The organism is Nodosilinea sp. E11, assembly GCF_032813545.1.
Taxonomy (GTDB): domain Bacteria; phylum Cyanobacteriota; class Cyanobacteriia; order Phormidesmidales; family Phormidesmidaceae; genus Nodosilinea.
In genome coordinates this window covers 26,252-44,342 of sequence record NZ_CP136520.1, presented here as the reverse complement: position 1 = coordinate 44,342, position 18,091 = coordinate 26,252, and the positions used below count along the sequence as shown (strand labels likewise).

At 61.2% G+C, this 18,091-nt stretch carries 13 protein-coding genes; 3 read left to right on the top strand and 10 right to left on the bottom strand.

Annotated elements, in window-relative coordinates:
• Nucleotides 1-193: 193 nt before the first annotated feature.
• The 5 genes from RRF56_RS02890 to RRF56_RS02870 form a co-directional block, all read right to left on the bottom strand.
• The gene (locus tag RRF56_RS02890) at nt 194-934 is read right to left on the bottom strand and encodes a hypothetical protein (protein WP_317036128.1); all 741 of its coding nucleotides are present in this window, start codon (nt 932-934) and stop codon (nt 194-196) included.
• Between the two features lie 185 nt (nt 935-1,119).
• The gene (locus RRF56_RS02885) at nt 1,120-1,932 is read right to left on the bottom strand and encodes a metallophosphoesterase family protein (RefSeq protein ID WP_317036127.1); all 813 of its coding nucleotides are present in this window, start codon (nt 1,930-1,932) and stop codon (nt 1,120-1,122) included.
• Nucleotides 1,929-2,699 (bottom strand): GTP-binding protein, encoded by a 771-nt coding sequence (locus RRF56_RS02880; RefSeq protein WP_317036126.1) that lies wholly within the window; start codon nt 2,697-2,699, stop codon nt 1,929-1,931. Before RRF56_RS02880 ends, RRF56_RS02885 begins: the two co-directional genes overlap by 4 nt.
• Nucleotides 2,700-3,101: 402 nt before the next feature.
• On the bottom strand, nt 3,102-3,752 hold the full coding sequence (gene folE, locus RRF56_RS02875) for a GTP cyclohydrolase I FolE (RefSeq protein WP_410510523.1): 651 nt from the start codon (nt 3,750-3,752) through the stop codon (nt 3,102-3,104).
• A gap of 255 nt (nt 3,753-4,007) precedes the next feature.
• The gene (locus tag RRF56_RS02870) at nt 4,008-4,838 is read right to left on the bottom strand and encodes a metal ABC transporter permease (protein WP_317036125.1); all 831 of its coding nucleotides are present in this window, start codon (nt 4,836-4,838) and stop codon (nt 4,008-4,010) included.
• An 83-nt stretch (nt 4,839-4,921) separates the two neighbouring features.
• On the opposite strand from RRF56_RS02870, the gene RRF56_RS02865 reads away from it, so the two are divergent.
• Nucleotides 4,922-5,329, top strand: coding sequence for a four helix bundle protein (locus tag RRF56_RS02865; RefSeq protein WP_317036124.1), 408 nt, complete (start codon nt 4,922-4,924; stop codon nt 5,327-5,329).
• Between the two features lie 296 nt (nt 5,330-5,625).
• Here the strand turns inward: RRF56_RS02865 and RRF56_RS02860 are convergent, their stop codons facing one another.
• From RRF56_RS02860 to hemB, 3 genes are all read right to left on the bottom strand, one after another.
• Nucleotides 5,626-6,390 carry a metal ABC transporter ATP-binding protein gene (locus RRF56_RS02860; protein ID WP_317036123.1) on the bottom strand — a complete coding sequence of 255 codons (765 nt, stop codon included), beginning with the start codon at nt 6,388-6,390 and terminating at the stop codon, nt 5,626-5,628.
• Between the two features lie 10 nt (nt 6,391-6,400).
• On the bottom strand, nt 6,401-7,537 hold the full coding sequence (locus tag RRF56_RS02855) for a metal ABC transporter solute-binding protein, Zn/Mn family (RefSeq protein ID WP_317036122.1): 1,137 nt from the start codon (nt 7,535-7,537) through the stop codon (nt 6,401-6,403).
• A gap of 296 nt (nt 7,538-7,833) precedes the next feature.
• Nucleotides 7,834-8,907: a porphobilinogen synthase gene (gene hemB / locus RRF56_RS02850; RefSeq protein WP_317036121.1), complete on the bottom strand. Its 1,074-nt coding sequence runs from the start codon at nt 8,905-8,907 to the stop codon at nt 7,834-7,836.
• A 54-nt stretch (nt 8,908-8,961) separates the two neighbouring features.
• Here hemB and RRF56_RS02845 point away from each other — a divergent pair, with 54 nt between their 5' ends.
• Entirely contained in the window at nt 8,962-9,393 is a 432-nt protein-coding gene (locus RRF56_RS02845) for a Fur family transcriptional regulator (protein WP_317036120.1), read from the top strand.
• Here the strand turns inward: RRF56_RS02845 and RRF56_RS02840 are convergent.
• Nucleotides 9,304-9,939 carry an alpha/beta fold hydrolase gene (locus tag RRF56_RS02840; protein ID WP_317036119.1) on the bottom strand — a complete coding sequence of 212 codons (636 nt, stop codon included), beginning with the start codon at nt 9,937-9,939 and terminating at the stop codon, nt 9,304-9,306. The genes RRF56_RS02845 and RRF56_RS02840 overlap by 90 nt on opposite strands.
• 188 nt (nt 9,940-10,127) lie before the next feature.
• Here RRF56_RS02840 and RRF56_RS02835 point away from each other — a divergent pair, with 188 nt between their 5' ends.
• The gene (locus RRF56_RS02835; RefSeq protein WP_317036118.1) at nt 10,128-11,375 is read left to right on the top strand and encodes a SidA/IucD/PvdA family monooxygenase; all 1,248 of its coding nucleotides are present in this window, start codon (nt 10,128-10,130) and stop codon (nt 11,373-11,375) included.
• Between the two features lie 223 nt (nt 11,376-11,598).
• On the opposite strand, the gene RRF56_RS02830 is transcribed toward RRF56_RS02835, so the two are convergent.
• Nucleotides 11,599-18,090 carry a hypothetical protein gene (locus tag RRF56_RS02830; RefSeq protein WP_317036117.1) on the bottom strand — a complete coding sequence of 2,164 codons (6,492 nt, stop codon included), beginning with the start codon at nt 18,088-18,090 and terminating at the stop codon, nt 11,599-11,601.
• Between the last annotated feature and the right edge of the window lies 1 nt (nt 18,091).

The following is an 18,091-nucleotide window of genomic DNA, read 5'->3' as shown; positions in this document are numbered from 1 at the left end:
TAAACTGGTAATTGTGTATTCTCTAACGTTCTAAAAGCCGATGCCTATTGAGGGTAGTCCGTAGTACAGTCTGGCGTTAATCAGCTCACCTTTCCTGAAACCTAGAACCTGAAACCCGGCACCTGCAACCCGAAGCAAATCAGCTAAATTTACACCGCAGCCTGTAGTCGCTGAGCGCCAAATTCAGCATTTTTCATTTTTTTGACCTAGCAGCACCAAACCCCCTGGCCGGGCTGGATTGAACCGATTTAAAGCTCACTTGGTCTGTGCCAGGGTTGTAGAGTACGTAGGACGGTGATCCCCCTGCCCGCCCCACGTTGCCCACCCCCACGACCCGGCGGGGCGACTTCTCTTGTTCCTGGGGGGCAGCGGTTTGGTCAAGGGTGGTCACCGTAGAGCGCAGAGCACCGGGTTCTACCCAGCCCTCAAAGGCTAGGCCCGATCGCCCGCAGAACAGCGTATTGGCATCGGCCCGAATCAGGCGATCGCACAGAGTAATCGGCGGTGTCTCTGGCGTCAGCTCATCGCCATAGCTCACGGTACTGCCATGAATGAGCAAACAGTCCAGCTCATGAAAGCCAAAGTCCAAATCCGCCAACCACAGCACTGTCTCCCGCGACACCGCCTCCCACAGGTCTTTCACCGCCCCCAAGCCATAGCGATCTACCAACTCTGGCGCATCGGGCAGGCCGCGAATGCCGTGCAGGCTAAAGCACTGCTCCTCCCACCAGCCTGTGCAGACTTGGGGCATGGGTTCTCCTGGCTGGGGCGATCGCACCCGCCGCACCAGCGCCTCGCTATCCCCCTGCAATCCCACCAGATCGCCCAAAATAAACAGATCCGTCACCGGCTGCCGCTGCCGCCGAATGTCTGCCAGCACTGCCTCATAGGCCGGTAGATTGCCTTCGATTCCGCTGAGAATGGCCCATTGCATGGTTGAACTCCTGGTTGTCGGGTGGTGAAGAGGTGGGGAGGTGTGGAGGTGAAGAGGTGAAGAGGTGAAGAGGTGGGGAGGTGAAGAGGTGGGGAATCAACCAAAACTACCTCATCACCCATCACCCATCACCCATCACCCATCACCCATCACCCATCACCCATCACCCATCACCCATCACCTCTTCACCTTTCACAAACGTGCCCCGCATCCTCTGCCCGCTCGGCGAACTCCATGCCGCGCGCTAGTCGCCAGGCAAAGATGGGTGGCAGGCCTTGCTCGATGATGGCGGCGCAGGTTTTTTGGTAGTCGTAGGGCACTTCGCGCAGGGTGACCTGGGTGCTGTCGGTGTCGTAGAGGACGTAGGTGGCGTTGGGTCTACCGTGGCGGGGTTCGCCGACGGACCCGGCGTTGATAATGCGCTTCAGGGGGGCGGTGAACTGGTGCTGGGTTTCGTCTTGTCCTGGTTGGTGTACCTTGACGGACAGGGTGCCGTTCTCCAGTTCCCGCAGGTAGGGGATGTGGGTGTGGCCGCAAAAGAGTACATCGGCTTCGGCGGTGAGGACTCGTTCTAGAGCAGCAAAGCCATCCATGGTGGGCAATAGGTACTCGTGCTGGCTGTTGGGGCTGCCGTGGACGAAGCAGAGATTATCCTGGCGCAGGGTCATGGGTAGGCTGGCCAGGTACTCGCGCACTTCGGGGTGAATCGCCTGATTGGTCCACTCGTGGGCCAGGTGGCCCCGTTTTTCGGCCAGTTGGGAGGGGTAGCTGCAATCGCAGGCGTTTAGTCCCTCAACGATGTCTTCATCCCAGCAGCCCTGGCAGGTGGGGATATCGAGCGATCGCACCAGCTCCACCACCGCATTGGGATGGGGGCCGTAGCCGACCAGATCGCCCAGGCAGTAGATCTGGTCGGCCTTGTGGGTATCAATATCCGAGAGCACTGCGTTTAGCGCCTCATAGTTGCCGTGGATGCAGGAGATAACAGCGAGTTTCATACAAAAAGCGCCTCCTCGGCGGGGTCTAATGCTTGGTAATGCTGGTGGTACTGGGCCAGGGCCGCATCTGACAGGCAACCGTCGAGCAGGGTTTGGGCGATCGCCTCTCGCTCCAGCCCCCAGCCCACCACTTCAATGCCGCTATAGCGACTGGGTCGCCCCTCCAGCCAGGGCGGAATGTTCAACTCGGTATATTCCATCCCCAACAGCCCCTCAACAAAATCGACGTGAAAAGCGCGACCATTGGGCAGTTCAAAAATGCCCTTCATGCGACACACCTGGCCGTAGGCTCCGCCCGTCAGCTCAATTAACAGCGCGTCCAGGCTGGGCGGGTCAAACACCTGCCCAGTCAGGGGCGTACACCAAATCTCGGGCAGCCGCCCATTGGCCGGAGCGGCCACGGCATTGCCCACTACAATGCGATCGGCCCAGGTGTGCCAGTCAGACTCAGCCAGGGCAGGGGGCAGCACCGCCACTCGCTCACAACCCAGCCCCGCCAAAAACGGCGATCCCAAATCGAGATGAAAGCCCCACTCAAAGTACACCGTGGCCTGCTCTGGCAAATCAGCCAGCACCGCCTTCAGTTGCGCCTCGCTCACCACCTGCACCCAGGGAAACCGATAGCCAACCTGCGCTAAATCCACCGAGATCTCCCCCAGCCCAGGACACACGTAGAACTGAGGCATGGACTGATCCGTGAAGAACTGGCTAATCCAGGTAGTCTTGCCGCTGCCAGAGGGGCCGGAGATGGCGATGAAGTGGGGCATGGGGGGAGGGGAGAAGGTGAAGAGGTGAAGAGGTGGGGAAGTGAAGAGTGAAGAGGTGGGGGAGTGATGAGGTGAAGAGGTGGGGGAGTGAAGAGTGAAGAGGTGGGGACGTGAAGAGTGAAGAGGTGGGGGAGTGATGAGGTAAAGAGGTGGGGAAGTGAAGAAGTGAAGAAGTGAAGAAGTGAAGAGGTGGGGGAGTGAAGAGGTGGGGAAGTGATGAGGCAACCAAAAATTACTCCTTCACCCTTTACCCCTTCACCCTTCACCCTTCACCCTTCACCCTTCACCCTTCACCCTTCACCCTTCACCCTTCACCCTTCACCCTTCACCCTTCACCCTTCACCCTTCACCCTTCACCCTTCACCCTTCACCCTTCACCCTTCACCCTTCACCCTTCACCCCCTAGTGAAACGCCGGACTGTGCCGAATCAGGCTCATAAACTCCTGACGGGTGCGGGCGTCGTCGGCAAAGACGCCTTTCATGGCGCTGGTCACCGTCCAGGAGCCGGGTTTTTGCACGCCGCGCATGACCATGCACATGTGGGTGGCTTCGACCACGACCGCGACACCCTGGGGTTGTAGTAGGCCCTGGAGGGCGTCAGCGATCTGGGCGGTGAGGCGTTCTTGCACTTGCAGGCGGCGGGCGTACATTTCACAGATGCGGGCGACTTTGGAGAGGCCGATCACCTTACCGTTGGGGATGTAGGCGACGTGGGCACGGCCCAAAATCGGCAGAATGTGGTGCTCGCAGGAGCTAAACAGATCGATGTCGCGCACCAGCACCATTTCGTTGGTGTTTTCGTGGAAGATGGCTCCGTTCAGCAGCTCGTCGAGGGATTGGTTGTAGCCGGAGGTGAGGAATTTGAGCGCTTTAACCACCCGTTTGGGGGTGTCGAGTAACCCTTCGCGATCGGGGTCTTCGCCTAGGCCGATCAGCAGCGTGCGTACGGCCTGACGCATTTCGGCATCAGAAACGCGAGGTTGAGCTTGGGTGGACAGGGCAGCGATCGCCTGGTCGGCGGAGATATTCTTGGAAGGAAGTTGGGCGGTCATAGTTTTAACTGCGGCAATAAACAACAAAGAAGAGCAAGGTTTCAGGTGCAAGGTTTCAGGTGCAAGGTGCAAGGTTTTAGGTTGGTCTTAGACCATGAGCCCTGCACCAGGAACCCTGTTGCTCGCACCTCGGAAAATAGTTCGATCGGATAGTTGATCGGTCATTTTAGAAATGTCCTTTAAGGGATTAATGGACTGGGCAATGGAGAGGTTTCGGGTTTCGGTTTTTTTGGCACCTAACACCCAACACCCTCCCTAAACCGCCGACAATTTAGTTCTCGGCAACACAATCGCTACCAGGAAAATCGCTAGCTGCGCTGTCACGATCGCAGGCCCCGACGGCAGATTAAACCCTGCTGAAAACACCATGCCCAGCACAGCCCCGAGCGCCCCCAGCATTGCCGACAAAATGACGTAGCCGGTGAAGGTGCGGCTGAGCAGGCGGGCGGCACAGGCCGGAATCACCACAAAGGCGCTGATCAGCAGTACGCCGATCGCCTTGATCGAGGTGCCTACCACCAGGGCCAGCAGCACAATAAACGCCGAGCGATGGGCCGAGGCCGAGATGCCCCGAGCGATCGCCAGCGGTTCGTGCAGGGTGAGCAGGATCTGCGATCGCAACGTCAGCCCCACAAACACTACGCACACCAGCAGCAGCCCCGCACTCACCCACAAGTCACCCTGCCGCACCGCCAAAATATCGCCAAACAAAATGCTGTTTATGCCCCCCTTGTACTGCCCCACAAAGGTCAACAAAATCACCCCAATCGCCAGCGACGACGAGTAGACAATATTCAGCAGCGCATCGGTCCACAGCCGGGTGTGCTCTAGCAGGTAGGTCACCCCCAGAGCAAACAGCACCGCAAAGGGCAGCAGCACCGACGATGGACTCATCCCCAACAGCAGGCCCAGACTGATACCCAGCAGCGCCGAGTGACCCAGGGCATCGCTAAAAAACGACAGCTGCCGCAGAATCGTAAAACTGCCCAACAGCCCCCCCATCAGGCCCATCAGAATGCCGCCCATCAGCGCCCGCTGCATGAAGGGGAGTTGGAAGAGTTCGAGTGTGGGGGTGAGGGAGGGCATGGGAGTGAAGGGTAAAGGGTGAAGAGTGAAGGAATGGAGGGGTGGGTATTTTAGGGGGATGTTATGTCAGGGGGGCTTGGGTTATGGGTAGAGGGTTGGTGAGAAATCATGAGGATTGGGAGGTTTATCAAATTGCTTTTGAGGCAGCGATGGAAATTTTTGAGTTGACGAAGCAGTTTCCTAAGGAAGAACGTTATTCTTTGACTGATCAAATGCGAAGGTCATCGCGATCCGTATGTGCAAATTTGGCGGAGGCATGGCGCAAACGTTTATATAAGGCAGCTTTTATTGCCAAACTCAGTGACTCTGCTGCCGAAGCCGCAGAAACTCAAACATGGCTAGCCTTTTCCAAACGCTGCCATTATCTCGATCAAGCAACAGAACAAAGAATGAAACAAACATATGATCAAGTCCTTGGGCGATTAGTAAGTCTGATTAATAATGCGGACAGGTGGGTAGTGAAGGGTGGAGGAGTAAAGGGTGAAGGGTGAAGGAGTAAAGGAGTAAAGGGTGAAGGGTGAAGGAGTAAAGGGTGAAGGGTGATGGAGTAAAGGGTAAAGGGTGGAGGAGTAAAGGGTGAAGGGTGGAGGAGTAAAGGGTGGAGGAGTAAGGGGTGAAGGGTGGAGGAGTAAGGGGTGAAGGGTGGAGGAGTAAAGGGTGAAGGGTGAAGGGTGATTTTTTGGTTGCTTCTTCACTCCTCACTCCTCACTCCTCACTCTTCACCCTTCACCTCCCCACCTCTTCACTCTTCACCTCTTCACCCTTCACCTCCCCACCTCTTCACCCCTCAGTGCTGATGTCGATACCGCACAAACTCCGACCCATACACCGAAACCAAGTTGTCGGGTGACAGCGCATAGCCTGGGGTGCCCTGGCAGCGGAGGGAGCGGTTGAGGCAGAGGACGCGATCGCAGTGTTTTCTGACCATGTCGAGGTCGTGGGAGATTTGCAGAATGGCCCAGCCCTGCTCTTGTTTGAGCTGGTAGAGGAGTTGGTAAAACTCGGATTCGCCGAGGACGTCTAGACCGGCGGGGGCTTCGTCGAGGATCAGCAGGCGGCGGGGGCGCACCAGGCAGTAGGCGAGTAAGGCTCGCTTTATTTCGCCGCCGGAGAGGCGGGCGATGGGCTGGGGGCCGAGGTGCAGGGCATCGACTTCGGCCAGGGCGCGGTCAACCGCCAGGCGGCGCGGTTGGCGGTTGGCCCAGGGCAGCTGTGGCCCCAGGGTGTCCCAGCCGAGGGCGACCAGTTCATTGACGGTGATCGGGATACGGCGGTCGAACAGAAAATTTTGGGGTAGGTAGGCGATCTGCTGACGCACCTTTCCGGGCAACACACCTCTGGGGCTGAGGGCGTGGCCCATGAGCCCAACCTCTCCCGATTGCCGGGGCAGAACACCTAAGATGGCCTGAATTAGCGTGCTCTTCCCCGCCCCGTTGGGGCCAACGATGGCGGTGTCGGTGCCTGCTTCGAGGGTAAAGGAGACATCCTGCACGGCGGCGTAGGTGTCGCGGTACACCGTCAGCCCCTCAACGGCCAAAACTGCTGTGCTCAAAGTGTTCCTCCTAAAACCGCAGGCCCACGGCTTGGGGCACGGCTACAGCCAGCGGGTTTGACCACAGCGGTAGCCAAGACTGTTGAGTAGATGCCTCAAAGGATGCCGCTAGGTTGGCGGCATTTTGGCGCATGGTAGTGAGGTAGTAGTCGGGCATCACCGACTCAGGACCGCCCACTTCAATGGGGTTAAACATCCCCACTTGAACGCCCATATCTTTGGCGATCGCCGCAAAGGCATCTTCCCCAGCCGAGGGTTCCGTCAGAATCGTTTTTAGGTTTGACGCCTCGACGGTATCCATTACCCGCTTCACATCTTCAGGGGCCGGGCTGACTGTAGGCACATCCACCAAGAACTCGGCATCTAGGTCATAGCTCTCGGCAAAGTAGGGGGCAAAGTCGTGAAACGCCACAAAGGTCTGTCCCGCAAAGGGTGCCAGCTTGTCAGAAATCTCCGCATCTAGCGCCTCTAGCTCCGCAATAAAGGCCGCTGCATTGGCGGTGTAAATTCCCTTGCCCTCGGGGTCAACGGCAATCATGCCGTCACGAATGTTTTCCACCTGCTGAATGGCCCGCTTGGGGTCAAGCCAGATGTGGGGATTGTATTCGCCGTGGTGGTGATGCCCGGCATGGTCGTGGCCGTGGCCGTGGCTGTGGTCATGGTCATGGTCATGGTCGTGGTCATGGTCGTGGCTGTGGTCATGGTCATCAGCCTTACCTTGACTGTGGCCCTCCACCGCTTCATTCGACAGCACCGCGATCCCCTCGCTAGAGTCGATCATTACCAGGTCTGGGTTCTCCGCATTGGCGATCAGGTCATCCAAAAAGAACTCCATCTCCAGGCCGTTTTTCACCAGCACATCGGCATTCACTAACGCTTGCACATCGGCAGGGCTCGCCTGAAAATCGTGGGGGTCCATATGGGTCGGCATCAAGGGGATCACCTCGGCGCGATCGCCCACCACCGCATTCGTAAACTGCGTAATCGGCAAAATCGTCGTCATCACCGTCAAGTCCGTTGCGATCGCACCATCAGGCGATTCGGTGCCAGCCGTGTCTGTCGGTTCTGGCGCACAACCACCCAGGACAACGGCCACAGAAGACGCCAGCAGTAAGGCCGTTCGGCGGAAGGGGAAGAGTAGGGGCATGGAGGATCTCCTTGCTTGTGAAGAGTGAAGGGTGAAGGGTGAAGAGGTGGGGGAGTGAAGGGTGAAGAGGTGGGGGAGTGAAGGGTGAAGGCGTGAAGGGTGAAGAGGTGGGGGAGTGATGAGGTGAAGAGGTGGGGAAGTGAAGAGGTGGGGAGTGAAGAGTGAAGAGGTGGGGAGTGAAGGCGTGAAGAGGTGGGGAGTGATGAGCATGAAGAATCACCCCTTCACCCCTTCACGCCTTCACGCCTTCACGCCTTCACGCCTTCACGCCTTCACCCCTTCACCCCTTCACCCCTTCACCCCTTCACCCCTTCACTCCCCAAAACCCTCGCCACATCCTTAGCGAAGTAGGTCAAAATCACATCCGCTCCGGCTCGCTTAATGCTGGTCAGGGTTTCGAGCATCACGGCCTGTTCATCGATCCAGCCCTGGGCGGCGGCGGCTTTGACCATGGCGTATTCGCCGCTGACGTTGTAGGCGGCGACGGGTAGGTTCGTGTGCTGCTTGATGCGGTGGATCACATCCAGGTAGGCCAGGGCGGGTTTGACCATGACAATGTCGGCCCCTTCGGTGATGTCGAGATCGACTTCTTTCAGGGCTTCGGCGGTGTTGGCGGGGTCCATTTGGTAGGTCTTTTTGTCGCCAAATTTGGGGGCGCTTTCTAGGGCATCGCGGAAGGGGCCGTAGTAGGCAGAGGCGTACTTGGCGGAGTAGGCGAGAATGCCGACGTTGATCCAGCCCTCGGCGTCGAGGGCCTGACGAATGGCTCCGATGCGGCCATCCATCATGTCGGAGGGGGCAACCATGTCGGCTCCAGCTTCGGCGTGGGCCAGGGCTTGCTTGACCAGCACCGCCACGGTTTCGTCGTTGAGAATTTCGCCATTTTCTACAATGCCGTCGTGGCCCATACTGCTGTAGGGGTCGAGGGCGACGTCGGTAATCACCAGCAGTTGGGGAAAGGCCTGCTTGATGGCGCGCACAGCTTGGGGAATTAGCCCGGTGGGGTTGTAGCTTTCGGTGCCCGCGTTGTCTTTTTGGTGGTCAGGAATTAACGGGAAAAGGGCGATCGCCCCAATCCCCAGCCCCACAACCTCCTGAAGTTCCTCCAGCAGTAGATCGAGGGAATAGCGAAAGCAGCCCGGCATCGAGGCCACCTCTTGCCGCTGGCCGCTGCCCTCCATCACAAACAGGGGATAGATCAAGTCATCAACCGTCAAACGAGTTTCGCGCACCATGCGGCGTAGCCCCTCGGTGCGGCGCAGACGACGGGGGCGATGCACCAGAGGCAATTCCGGTACGTTGATCGCAGGTTGGTCGGTGGCCACATCAGGGTTGTTCACCGCAGGCGCGGGCGAGGGAGACAGAACCATGGTTTTGCAATATGATAATGATTATCATTCCTGAGTATCCTATCTCATCTTGCTATGGATCGCGACCCCTCCGCCGAAAAAATCTGTGCAGCGGTCTCAGCGGTGACCCATACTTCTCCCCTAACCGCTGGTCAGCAGGCCGTCTTGGCGGCCCTGCGCCAGCAGCCCCAACCGCTCTCGGCCCAGGCGCTCCACGGGGCCATGTGCACCCAGCGTCCGATTGGTCTGGCTACGGTCTATCGGGCGCTGGATGCGCTGAAATTGCTCGGGCTGGTGCAGCATCGGGTAACGCTGACCGGAGAAACCCTCTACAGCGCTGTGGAGCATGACCACCACTACCTCACCTGCTTGCAGTGCGGCGTTTCGGTGCCGGTCGAAACCTGTCCGGTGCAGGGGTTAGCGGCGCAGCTCCAGGGAACCAGCTCGTTTCGGATTTACTACCACACGCTGGAATTTTTTGGGGTCTGCGGGAGTTGTGAGGGGTGAGAAGGCGGGGTGGGTATTGAGAGCATAGAGCCCCTGGCCCAGCAGCGGCGTCCACACCAGCCAGCGCAGCAGGGTGTAAATCCGTCGCCGTTCGCCCATGGCCGTGGGTAACGGGCCGCGCCAGGTGGGGGCGACCAGCGCGATCGCCTTCAACCCCACCACATCCCCTTGTGCCGCCAGCTCCAGGGCATAACCCGCACTGTGGCCACAGGCTACCACCCCCGCCGCCTCCGGCACCACATCCCGCACAAAATCGTTGAGCATAGCCTGGTAGATCGCCGGTCGACTGCAACCAGCCGGTCGCGCCGACTCGCCAAACCCCACCCAGTCGAGGGTGATCACCCGGTAGCGTTGGGCCAACCCCTGCGCCAACCCATCCAACTCCGCCCGCGTCGAAATACTGCTAAAGGCGGGCAGCAGCAGCAGGGTTTGCCCTTCACCCTGCACATCGTAGGCGAGCGCCACCTCCCGCCCTTGCCATCGCCAGGGGTAATACCGAGTCTCCGACCCAACACCAGTCGATAGTTCTCTCTGCACCTCAGCCATAGCCAGTTTCACCCCCGAACGACCATCATGTCCACAAACTATTGATAATGATTATCATTGTAAACTGAGCATCAGTATTTAAATGCTAGACACCTGATTAAACCCACCCCTACCCCTGCTAAGAGGGGATGATCCAATACTCCATAACCCTTCACCCTACCCATCCACTCATCCACCCATCCATCCCCATGCCCCCCTCCACCGACATTGCCATTATCGGCACTGGCCCCCAGGCGCTTACCCTAGTCACCCACTTGCTTCAGAAAAAAGCTACTATGCGCGATCGCGTTGTGGTGATCGACCCAGCCGGGGAGTGGCTGCACCAGTGGCACCATCAGTTTGCGGCCTTTGAAATTCCTCATCTGCGATCGCCCGCCGTTCACCACCCCGACCCCCATCCTTCGGCGCTGCGCACCTTTGCCGAAGGGCGGCCCGACGAGCTGTTTCCACCCTATGCTCTGCCCAGTACGGCCCTGTTTGGCGACTTTTGTCAGTCGGTGATTCAGCGGTGGGATCTGGCCCATCGCGTCATGGCCGGGACGGTGCAGCACCTGGAGCTGTGTCAGGTGTTGGGGCGGCAGCGGTTTCGGCTGGGGTTGGCGGATGGACGGCAGCTTTTGGCCCGGCGGGTGGTGCTGGCGATCGCGGGCGGCACACCTCAAATTCCAGCCTGGGCGAGGCAGATACCCCAAAACTATCCGAGCGAGCGCTTGCGCCACTCCAGCCAAATTGACCTGCGAGGGCTCTCACTGGCGGGCGATCGCATTTTGATTGTGGGCAGCGGCTTGACCAGTGGCCACCTGGCCCTGGGAGCAGCCAATCGTGGTGCCCAGGTGATCATGATGGCGCGGCGGCAGTTCTACGCCAAGCTGTTTGATGCCGAACCGGGCTGGCTCGGCCCAAAATATCTCAAAGGCTTTCACGCCGAACCCAGTTGGCCACAGCGCTGGCAGATGATCCAGCAGGCTCGCAACGGCGGCTCTGTCACTCCAGCTATGCTGCTGAAACTGCGGCGGCTGGAACGCCAGGGCAAAATCACCTTCTACGAACAGTGCGAGGTGCAGCAGGCCGAGTGGAAAGGACAAGCTTGGCGGGTGCACTGTAGCACCGGGGCCGAGCACGACTGCCTCACCCACCTGCCCATCGACCGCATTTGGCTGGCCACCGGCAGCCAGCTCAATGTCGAGCACTGGCCCCTGCTGGCGGATGTGCAGGCTACTCATCCAATTGAAGTGGTCAACGGCCTGCCGGTACTGGATGAGCACCTGCGCTGGCCGGGGTGCAACCTGTTTGTAATGGGTGGAGCTGCTGCTCTGCGACTGGGGCCAGTGGCACGAAACTTGTTTGGCGGCAGGTTAGCGAGCGATCGCATCGTTCCGGCCCTGGTTAAACCAAGCCTTGGGCGATCGAGAGCCGCCGTTTCGCTAACGGCATAGCCAAGGGAAACTGGGTGTCATACTATAGCCATAGTCACTTGGGTTAGGACATCTAGAAATCTTGAAAACGTTCGAACGTTCTTAGAGAAATTGTCTTAGCCAGACTGGCTATAGCTATACTTGGCATTTGATAGAGGCAGGTGCTTTCGAGGCTGCCGCACAGGATTGCCATTGCCGTGAAAGGCACTTGACCTCTTGGGCGTAAGAGAGTTTCGGATTGGTTCTAGGCCGTCACTTCGATTGTGCGGCGGGCTTTGCGGTTGGGGTTTGTGGCATCGGTGACGATGATCTGACGGGTGCCTAGGGGGGCCGTAGGCGCGATCGCCAGGGTGACCGTAGCCCCCGCGACGGTGGGCGTGATGCCATTGTCATTGGGTAAAAGGGTAACGGTTGCCGCTGCATTGACAGGGCCGCCGCCGATCGCCTCGCAGGTGAGGGCCAGGCTGGCTCCCCGGGCGACTTGATAGCCCGTGGCATTCATCAAGCGGAAGTGGGGTTCGAGGGTGAGGCTGGTGGTGAGGGTGGCGGTGGTGCCGTCTCGCCCGACCTGCACAGTAAAGGGCAGTTGGGCGGTCTCTTCGGGCGGGCCATCGGCTGATAGGCTCACCTTAAAAATGCCGCCATCGGCGATGAAGCCCTGCAAGGGGGCAGGCACCGTCTCGGCGGTGATGGTGGGGGTAGGATGGGTCACCGACGGGGGAGCGCCGCCGGGATAGCTGACTGTACCCAGGGTCAGCGGCGTGAGGATGGCGGTGGGCACCAGCACAAACACCTCATCGCCAGGATGGCGGTTGGTGGTGACGGTGCTGCTAGCCGCCAGGTCAATGGCGCTGCGAATGGGGAGAGTATTGGTGACGGCGATCGCAAATCGCCGGACAGAAATCAACAAATCGCTGGGCAGGTGAACCCCGTGGTGATTCAATCCACCGGCGTCAAAGCGGGTGCTGTCGGTGTCAAACCGATACACCCGCGCTACATCCACTAATTCATCCGCCGTTGTGTTTTGGGCCTGCGCCACGATGACGTCATCGCCGTCAAGCCGGAGGTTGGCCCCGGTGGTGGGGCTGATCAGCAGGGGGGTATAGCGGCGATCGCTATTGGGGGTAGTGACGACCGTGGCTCGCTGGGTTTGCACCAGGGTAATCGGGTCGGGTCCGTTCTCCACAACGACCTGACCGGCCACCTCGACGGTGACATCGGCCACGGTGCGGTTATAGAACAGTGTTTGTTTGTCTTCATCCTGGGCGGCGCGGGCATCCTCGGCCCCTGGAATGTTGGGTGGCGTTGCCGTATTTTCTTGGACGGTGATGCGGTGGTCGCCGGGGCGGGTAAAGGCGACGTACATGCCCTGGCAGCGCTCTAGCAGGGGCGTGGTCGGAATCCAGCCGCGATCGCCCGGAGCGATGCTGCGATCGGGGTCGGCCACACCGGGCGACACGTTTGTCGGGTCGGCATTGTCTTTGCGGTAAAACCCATCGGCCACTGCATTGCCCGGCTGAGTCGTCGTTGCATCGCCGGCGATCGCCCCTCGGTTGGGGTTATCGGTGGTGGTTTCGGCGGTGACAAAGGGCATCAGCCGCACCCGATCCTGCATCGCGATGCCGGGTATATCCTGGCGATTGCCTTGTAGCACGGTGCCTTCACGGTTCACGATGAAGTACCAGTAGCGGGCAATATCGCCCACAAAGGCGACCTCGCCGCGCAGGCGGCCCAGGGGGCTGTAGAGGTCGCCGCTCTCCTGGGATGACTCCTGCTCCATCATCGAAAGGTGGCCATTGCCGTTTTGGTTAAAGGCGTTGTCCCACCAAAAATAGCCGGGCACCAGGGGCGACCAGGCTTTGGTGCCAAACAGGTATTTGCCAATGCGCCCCAGCACGTCTAAGAAGGAGCCGCGCTCGGGGCGAGTGCGGAAGTAGAGTTGACCGTAGGGGTCAAAGATCCACCGCATCCAGTCCATCCCGGCTTCGCGGATCAGCACGCTGTCGGTGTTGCCCATCGGGTCATCTTCGCCCACCTTGGCAATGCGAAACTCCCGGTCTTCACCCAGGTCAAACAGCACGGTGTCTTGTAGTTCGACGGTGCCGTCCGCATTCACCGCTGTGACTACCGTGCGTTTGGAGATGTTGCGCGTGGTGACCGTTACCCGATCGAGGGTCTGGAGCGATAGAGATGACCCATTGACCGCCTCAATGCGAATGGCGGCGGGTCGGGCCGGGTCGGGCACCGTGGCCGGGTAGTAGTCGTGCCAATCCCAGGCGGAGTCGGGCGTGTGGGTCGAATAGGGGGCCACCTGCACGGTGCCGGTATAGGGAATGGGCGATCGCAGGGTCAGAGTATTGCTCTCCACCCGTTCCACGGCGCGCACCACAGACCCATTCTCGGCCTGGACGATGACTCGCGAGGCCGGGCGTACCGCGTTTCCCCCCGCATCGGTGGTGAGCCGCAGGGTCAACCCATCGGGGTCGGCGGTGGCGGGGAACACATCGCCTCGCCCGCCGATGGTGCGCCCCAGGGCGTAAAACAGTTTGCCGACGCCCAGCAAAATGCCCGAATAGGTGCTGCCCACAAAAAAGTTGAGCAGGCCCCCGTGGGTGAGAAACAGCAGCGCATCGAGGGGCCAATCGACCACGCTCTGCGAGCGGCGCACATTGACGGCTCCGTTGGGCAGCTCGGCCCGGCTGCGGGTAATGCGAAACCGCTGGCCATCGCGATCGCCCAGCTTGAGCGTGACGGGGCGGCTGCCGTTGGTGATTTGGACGTCGTCGTCTTTGGCAAAGGCAATGCCGCGAAAGTCAGGAATGTGCAGGTAGCGGTTGTCGCCCTCTTCCACAATCTCGCCCGGCACGTAGGCCGAAAAGTCTGGCAGCGCCACACCGGAGGCCAGGTCGTAGATCAGCTCCACGGCCCAGACCGGAAAATAGCCCAGCAGCAGCGGCCCCCACAGCGCACTCTGGAGCGTGTGGTTGAGTTCGTGATCGACCAGGCTTTGGTGGCGATCGACCTCCCAGTTTTCAGGGTCTTGGGGAATGCGGACGGTACCGGGGCTGAGCTGCCCCGCTGCGGTGCGATCGCCCTCGGTAGCGCGGCGAAAGGGCACCACCAGCACCAGCTCATTGCCCGTGGGCAGCGCATCCACCGTATCTTGAGTATTGATGCCGCCAAACTCGCGGGCCACCAGGCTGGCCGCGCCATCTTGGGTAAAGGTGGTGGCATAGCGGGTGTGCGTCACCACCGGAATCTGGACGCTGATCGGGCCTGCCATTGTTGGTGCCGTGGCCAGAGCCAGCTCTAGAATGCGATTCCCATTCCCGTCGATGCGCAGGGGCCACACCGTCTCGCCATCGACTAGGGCAAAATTATTGCCAGCCGTAAGCACATCCGGTTGCCAGACCTGAAATTTGAACTGGTTCGTGGTGACAGTACCGCCGCTGACGGTGCCAATGGGTTCTCCACGAATGCCCAGGTGGGCGTTGCCGGATAGGGCCGCTGCTCCTCCGGGCTGCACCGCAGCGGTAGGGGCCAGCCGCTGCACCGTCAGCCCCGGAATCACCCCTGTGGGGGGAATGTCGGGCGGTGGCGGTGGAGTCGTCGCGGTGGGGGTAGGAGTTTGTAGGTCTAAGTCTCCGGTCAGCGTCAGGGTGGTGCCTTCGACGGCGCTGATGCGATATTGCCGGGGCCGAACGGCTCCCGTCCAGGCGATCTGCACCAGTTCCCCGGCGCGAAAGACGGGCATGTGAACCCGCTTGTCTTCAACCCGGGGCGGCGTAACCGACGTATCGGTGACCGTGACACGGGGCTGAACGGCCACCGTCAACGCAGACTGACGGTTGGCTTGATAGGCAGCACTGTCGGCGATCAGGGGCACGATGCGCAGGGCCGGGTTGCCCGCCGGGTCGCGCACCGTGAGGGGGCGATCGCAGGTCACCGTCAGCATCACCTGGCGCACCAGCCCCCACTCTCGGCTGGCGCCGTTGACCAGCAGCACGGGCTGAGCCGGGCGAGGCTGGTTGGGCAGGGCGGCGGCGGTGGGCGTGACGACGAGGCTCAAGGTGGAGCCAGCGACGGCCATGCCGTTGATTGGCGTGCCCGTGGTGGCGACCGCCCCAATGGCTGTGGCCGCAACCCGCTGAATCATTAGCGCTTCGCCGTTGAGGGGGCGGGGCGGGGTGAGGGCGATCGCCACCTCCCGGTCGATGGAGAGCACGGTCAGGGCTGCGCCGCCAAAGGTAAAGCGCTGCACCTGGTAGGGGTTGGCCGGGTTGCCGGGCAGGTTGCCATCCAGCACCAGGCCATCGTAGACCCGGCTGGCGACGGCGCGCACCGCCGGATTGGCGGCATTGTCTTCAACCCAGAGAAAGCCGGTGGCGGGAGCGGTGCGCACGGCCTGGGGTTGGTAGGTCAAGGTTGTGCCCGCCTCTGGGGCGGCGGTGCGTTGGCCCAGTGCTGCGCCGCGCACCAGGGGTTGCCAGGTGACACTGCTGCCAAGGCCCAAACGGGTGAGGTCGCGATCGACCTGGCGTACGGTGCCCCCAGGGTTGGCGGTGACGCGCACCGCCAGGGTATTGCCGGAGCCGGTCACGGCGATCGCATCTCCGACATTGGGGGGCGTGACGCTGGCAAAATCGAGGCTCTGGGCTGCGGTGAGGTTGGCCGCCTGGGCGGTGCCGCTGAGCTGGGCGATCGCCACGGTCAGGGGTGGGGCAAAGGTGGCGGGCAAGGCGGCATCCAGCGTGACCTGGGCCTCTAAGCGGTCAATCACCAGCGCTGCCTCATCGGTGGTTTGGGTAATGCGCAGCGGGTCGCCAGCGGCGTAGGCGGCGGTCGTGCCCACCGCATTCAAAAGGGTCGGGGAGACGCTGCCCACGCCAGTATCGGTGGCCTGGGGCGCGCCCAACCGCCGCAGGGTGACGGGGTTCACCAGGGTGGGACTGTCGCGATCGAGGCGGAGGCGGGTTTGCCCCGAGGCTTCGGTCACGGCGATCGCCTCCACAATTTGCCGCTCGGTGCCGCTGTCTTGCAGCAGCCCAAACTCGTTGATCACAAAGCCCAGCCCGGTGCCATTCAGCAGCGCCACGATGCGAGTGTCGCTGGTGCCGACCCCCAGCCCGTCTGACACCTCCAGTTCGCGCACGGTGCCGGCCTGGGGGCCGCTGAGAGTCTCGCGAACCCGGTTAAAGTGCAGCCCCCCGCGCGGAAAGTGGGGCACCAGGGAGCCGGGAACCACGGCCTCAGCGGTGCCGCCCGATCGCGACCAGTTGAGCAGGCGCATGTCGGTGTTGGCCCTGCCACTGATGGTTTCTGGGGGAATATTGCCCGGTAGGGCGGTGCCTCGCAGCAGAAAAGACGACCCATTGCTGGGTTCCACCTTCAACAGGGTGCCGTAGAGGGTGGGGCGAAAGTCGGTGTCGGGGGCAAAGACGCGCACCCGCGTCAGCGGTTCAAAGGCCAGGCGGCGGTTGGCCCAGATGATGTGCTGAAACGTCCAGGCGCGCTCGCCCCCTTGCTGAAAGGTGCCAACAAACCCGTCGCGACGCACCCCAAACGACCCCAGGCGATCGCTGCTGCCCAGCCCGTCGGAGTCGATAAACCGGCTGCCCCAGTCGGTGACCAAGGGCGGCACAATCAGCCCCACCGACATGATGAAATTCAGCCAAAAGTCCATCCCCAGCCAGCTCACCAGGTTGTTTTGCAGCGACCAGGTGAGGTCACTCAAAATCAGCGGAATCGAGATTTCTCCGGTGGGGTCGGCCCGCCCGATCGGGTCGTGCTGACAGAGGGTGTAGGGGCCACTGGCCACCGCCTCGACGGTGAGGGGGCCAGTATATCCGTCGGCGCGGCGGGGGTCGGTGGGGCGACCATGCCAGGGGTCGGGGGCGGTGAAGCACCCAGTCAGGGGGTCAAGGCTGCGCGATCGCAAGTACACCCTGCCCTGCCAGACACCGCCGCCATAGAGCCCCGGCACCCCGGCATGGTGCAGCAAATTTTCGCCAAAGGCGTCGCGGGGGATGGCGGTGACGCGATCGCGCCGAATTTCGCGCACGGGGGTGCCCGAGGGGTCGAGGGAAAAGGCGGCGCTGAGCGGCTCGCCCGGTGGGCCATCGATGCGCCCCAGACAGGCAAAGCCATTCCAGAGGTAGGTGGTCTGAACGCGCCCCTGGGGGTCTTTGACCACCCAGAGTCGACCCAGGTGGTCGCGGTGCCAGTGGGTGGGTGGGGGCGTGGTACCGATGCGATCGCCCCCGCCGTCGTAGGCCAGGGTTTGCACCGCATCGGCCTGCCGCAGGCGCACCGGGCGACCCTGGGCATCGTAGGTCAGGTGCCGCGTCCCCGCTGGGCTGGCGATCGCCACCAGCTGGTCGCTGGCGTAGGCATAGAACCAGTTGCCCTGGTCGCTGAGGCAGGCGGTGACCCGCTGCTGCCCATCGCGCCGCACCTCGACGCCGTCGATCCACACCGGGCGTCCGGCCTCGTCCCAGCGGTAGGTCTCCGTCCAGCGCTGGTGGGCGGTCTGCCCGTGGCGCAGCAGCCCGCTGGGCAGCATCACCTCAGAGAATGTGACTAGCCCATCACCTAGTATGCGGCGATCGCCCGCCTGCTCTAGGTAGGGGGTGCCGTTGCAGTGCAGGCGCAGCAGCTGCCCGGTTTCCCCATCGCGCTCATAGACCAGCAGCCCATCGCTACCGGGAATCGGAAAGGTCTGGATGTCGCGGGTCATG

Bases quoted from the DNA above. Each gene is read 5' to 3' on its own strand.
- RRF56_RS02845 (WP_317036120.1), top strand. From the start codon at position 8,962: ATGGATCGCGACCCCTCCGCCGAAAAAATCTGTGCAGCGGTCTCAGCG.
- hemB (WP_317036121.1), bottom strand. From the start codon at position 8,907: ATGGTTCTGTCTCCCTCGCCCGCGCCTGCGGTGAACAACCCTGATGTG.
- RRF56_RS02880 (WP_317036126.1), bottom strand. From the start codon at position 2,699: ATGCCCCACTTCATCGCCATCTCCGGCCCCTCTGGCAGCGGCAAGACT.
- RRF56_RS02840 (WP_317036119.1), bottom strand. From the start codon at position 9,939: ATGGCTGAGGTGCAGAGAGAACTATCGACTGGTGTTGGGTCGGAGACT.
- RRF56_RS02855 (WP_317036122.1), bottom strand. From the start codon at position 7,537: ATGCCCCTACTCTTCCCCTTCCGCCGAACGGCCTTACTGCTGGCGTCT.
- RRF56_RS02865 (WP_317036124.1), top strand. From the start codon at position 4,922: ATGGGTAGAGGGTTGGTGAGAAATCATGAGGATTGGGAGGTTTATCAA.
- RRF56_RS02830 (WP_317036117.1), bottom strand. From the start codon at position 18,090: ATGACCCGCGACATCCAGACCTTTCCGATTCCCGGTAGCGATGGGCTG.
- RRF56_RS02885 (WP_317036127.1), bottom strand. From the start codon at position 1,932: ATGAAACTCGCTGTTATCTCCTGCATCCACGGCAACTATGAGGCGCTA.
- RRF56_RS02835 (WP_317036118.1), top strand. From the start codon at position 10,128: ATGCCCCCCTCCACCGACATTGCCATTATCGGCACTGGCCCCCAGGCG.
- folE (WP_410510523.1), bottom strand. From the start codon at position 3,752: ATGACCGCCCAACTTCCTTCCAAGAATATCTCCGCCGACCAGGCGATC.
- RRF56_RS02870 (WP_317036125.1), bottom strand. From the start codon at position 4,838: ATGCCCTCCCTCACCCCCACACTCGAACTCTTCCAACTCCCCTTCATG.
- RRF56_RS02890 (WP_317036128.1), bottom strand. From the start codon at position 934: ATGCAATGGGCCATTCTCAGCGGAATCGAAGGCAATCTACCGGCCTAT.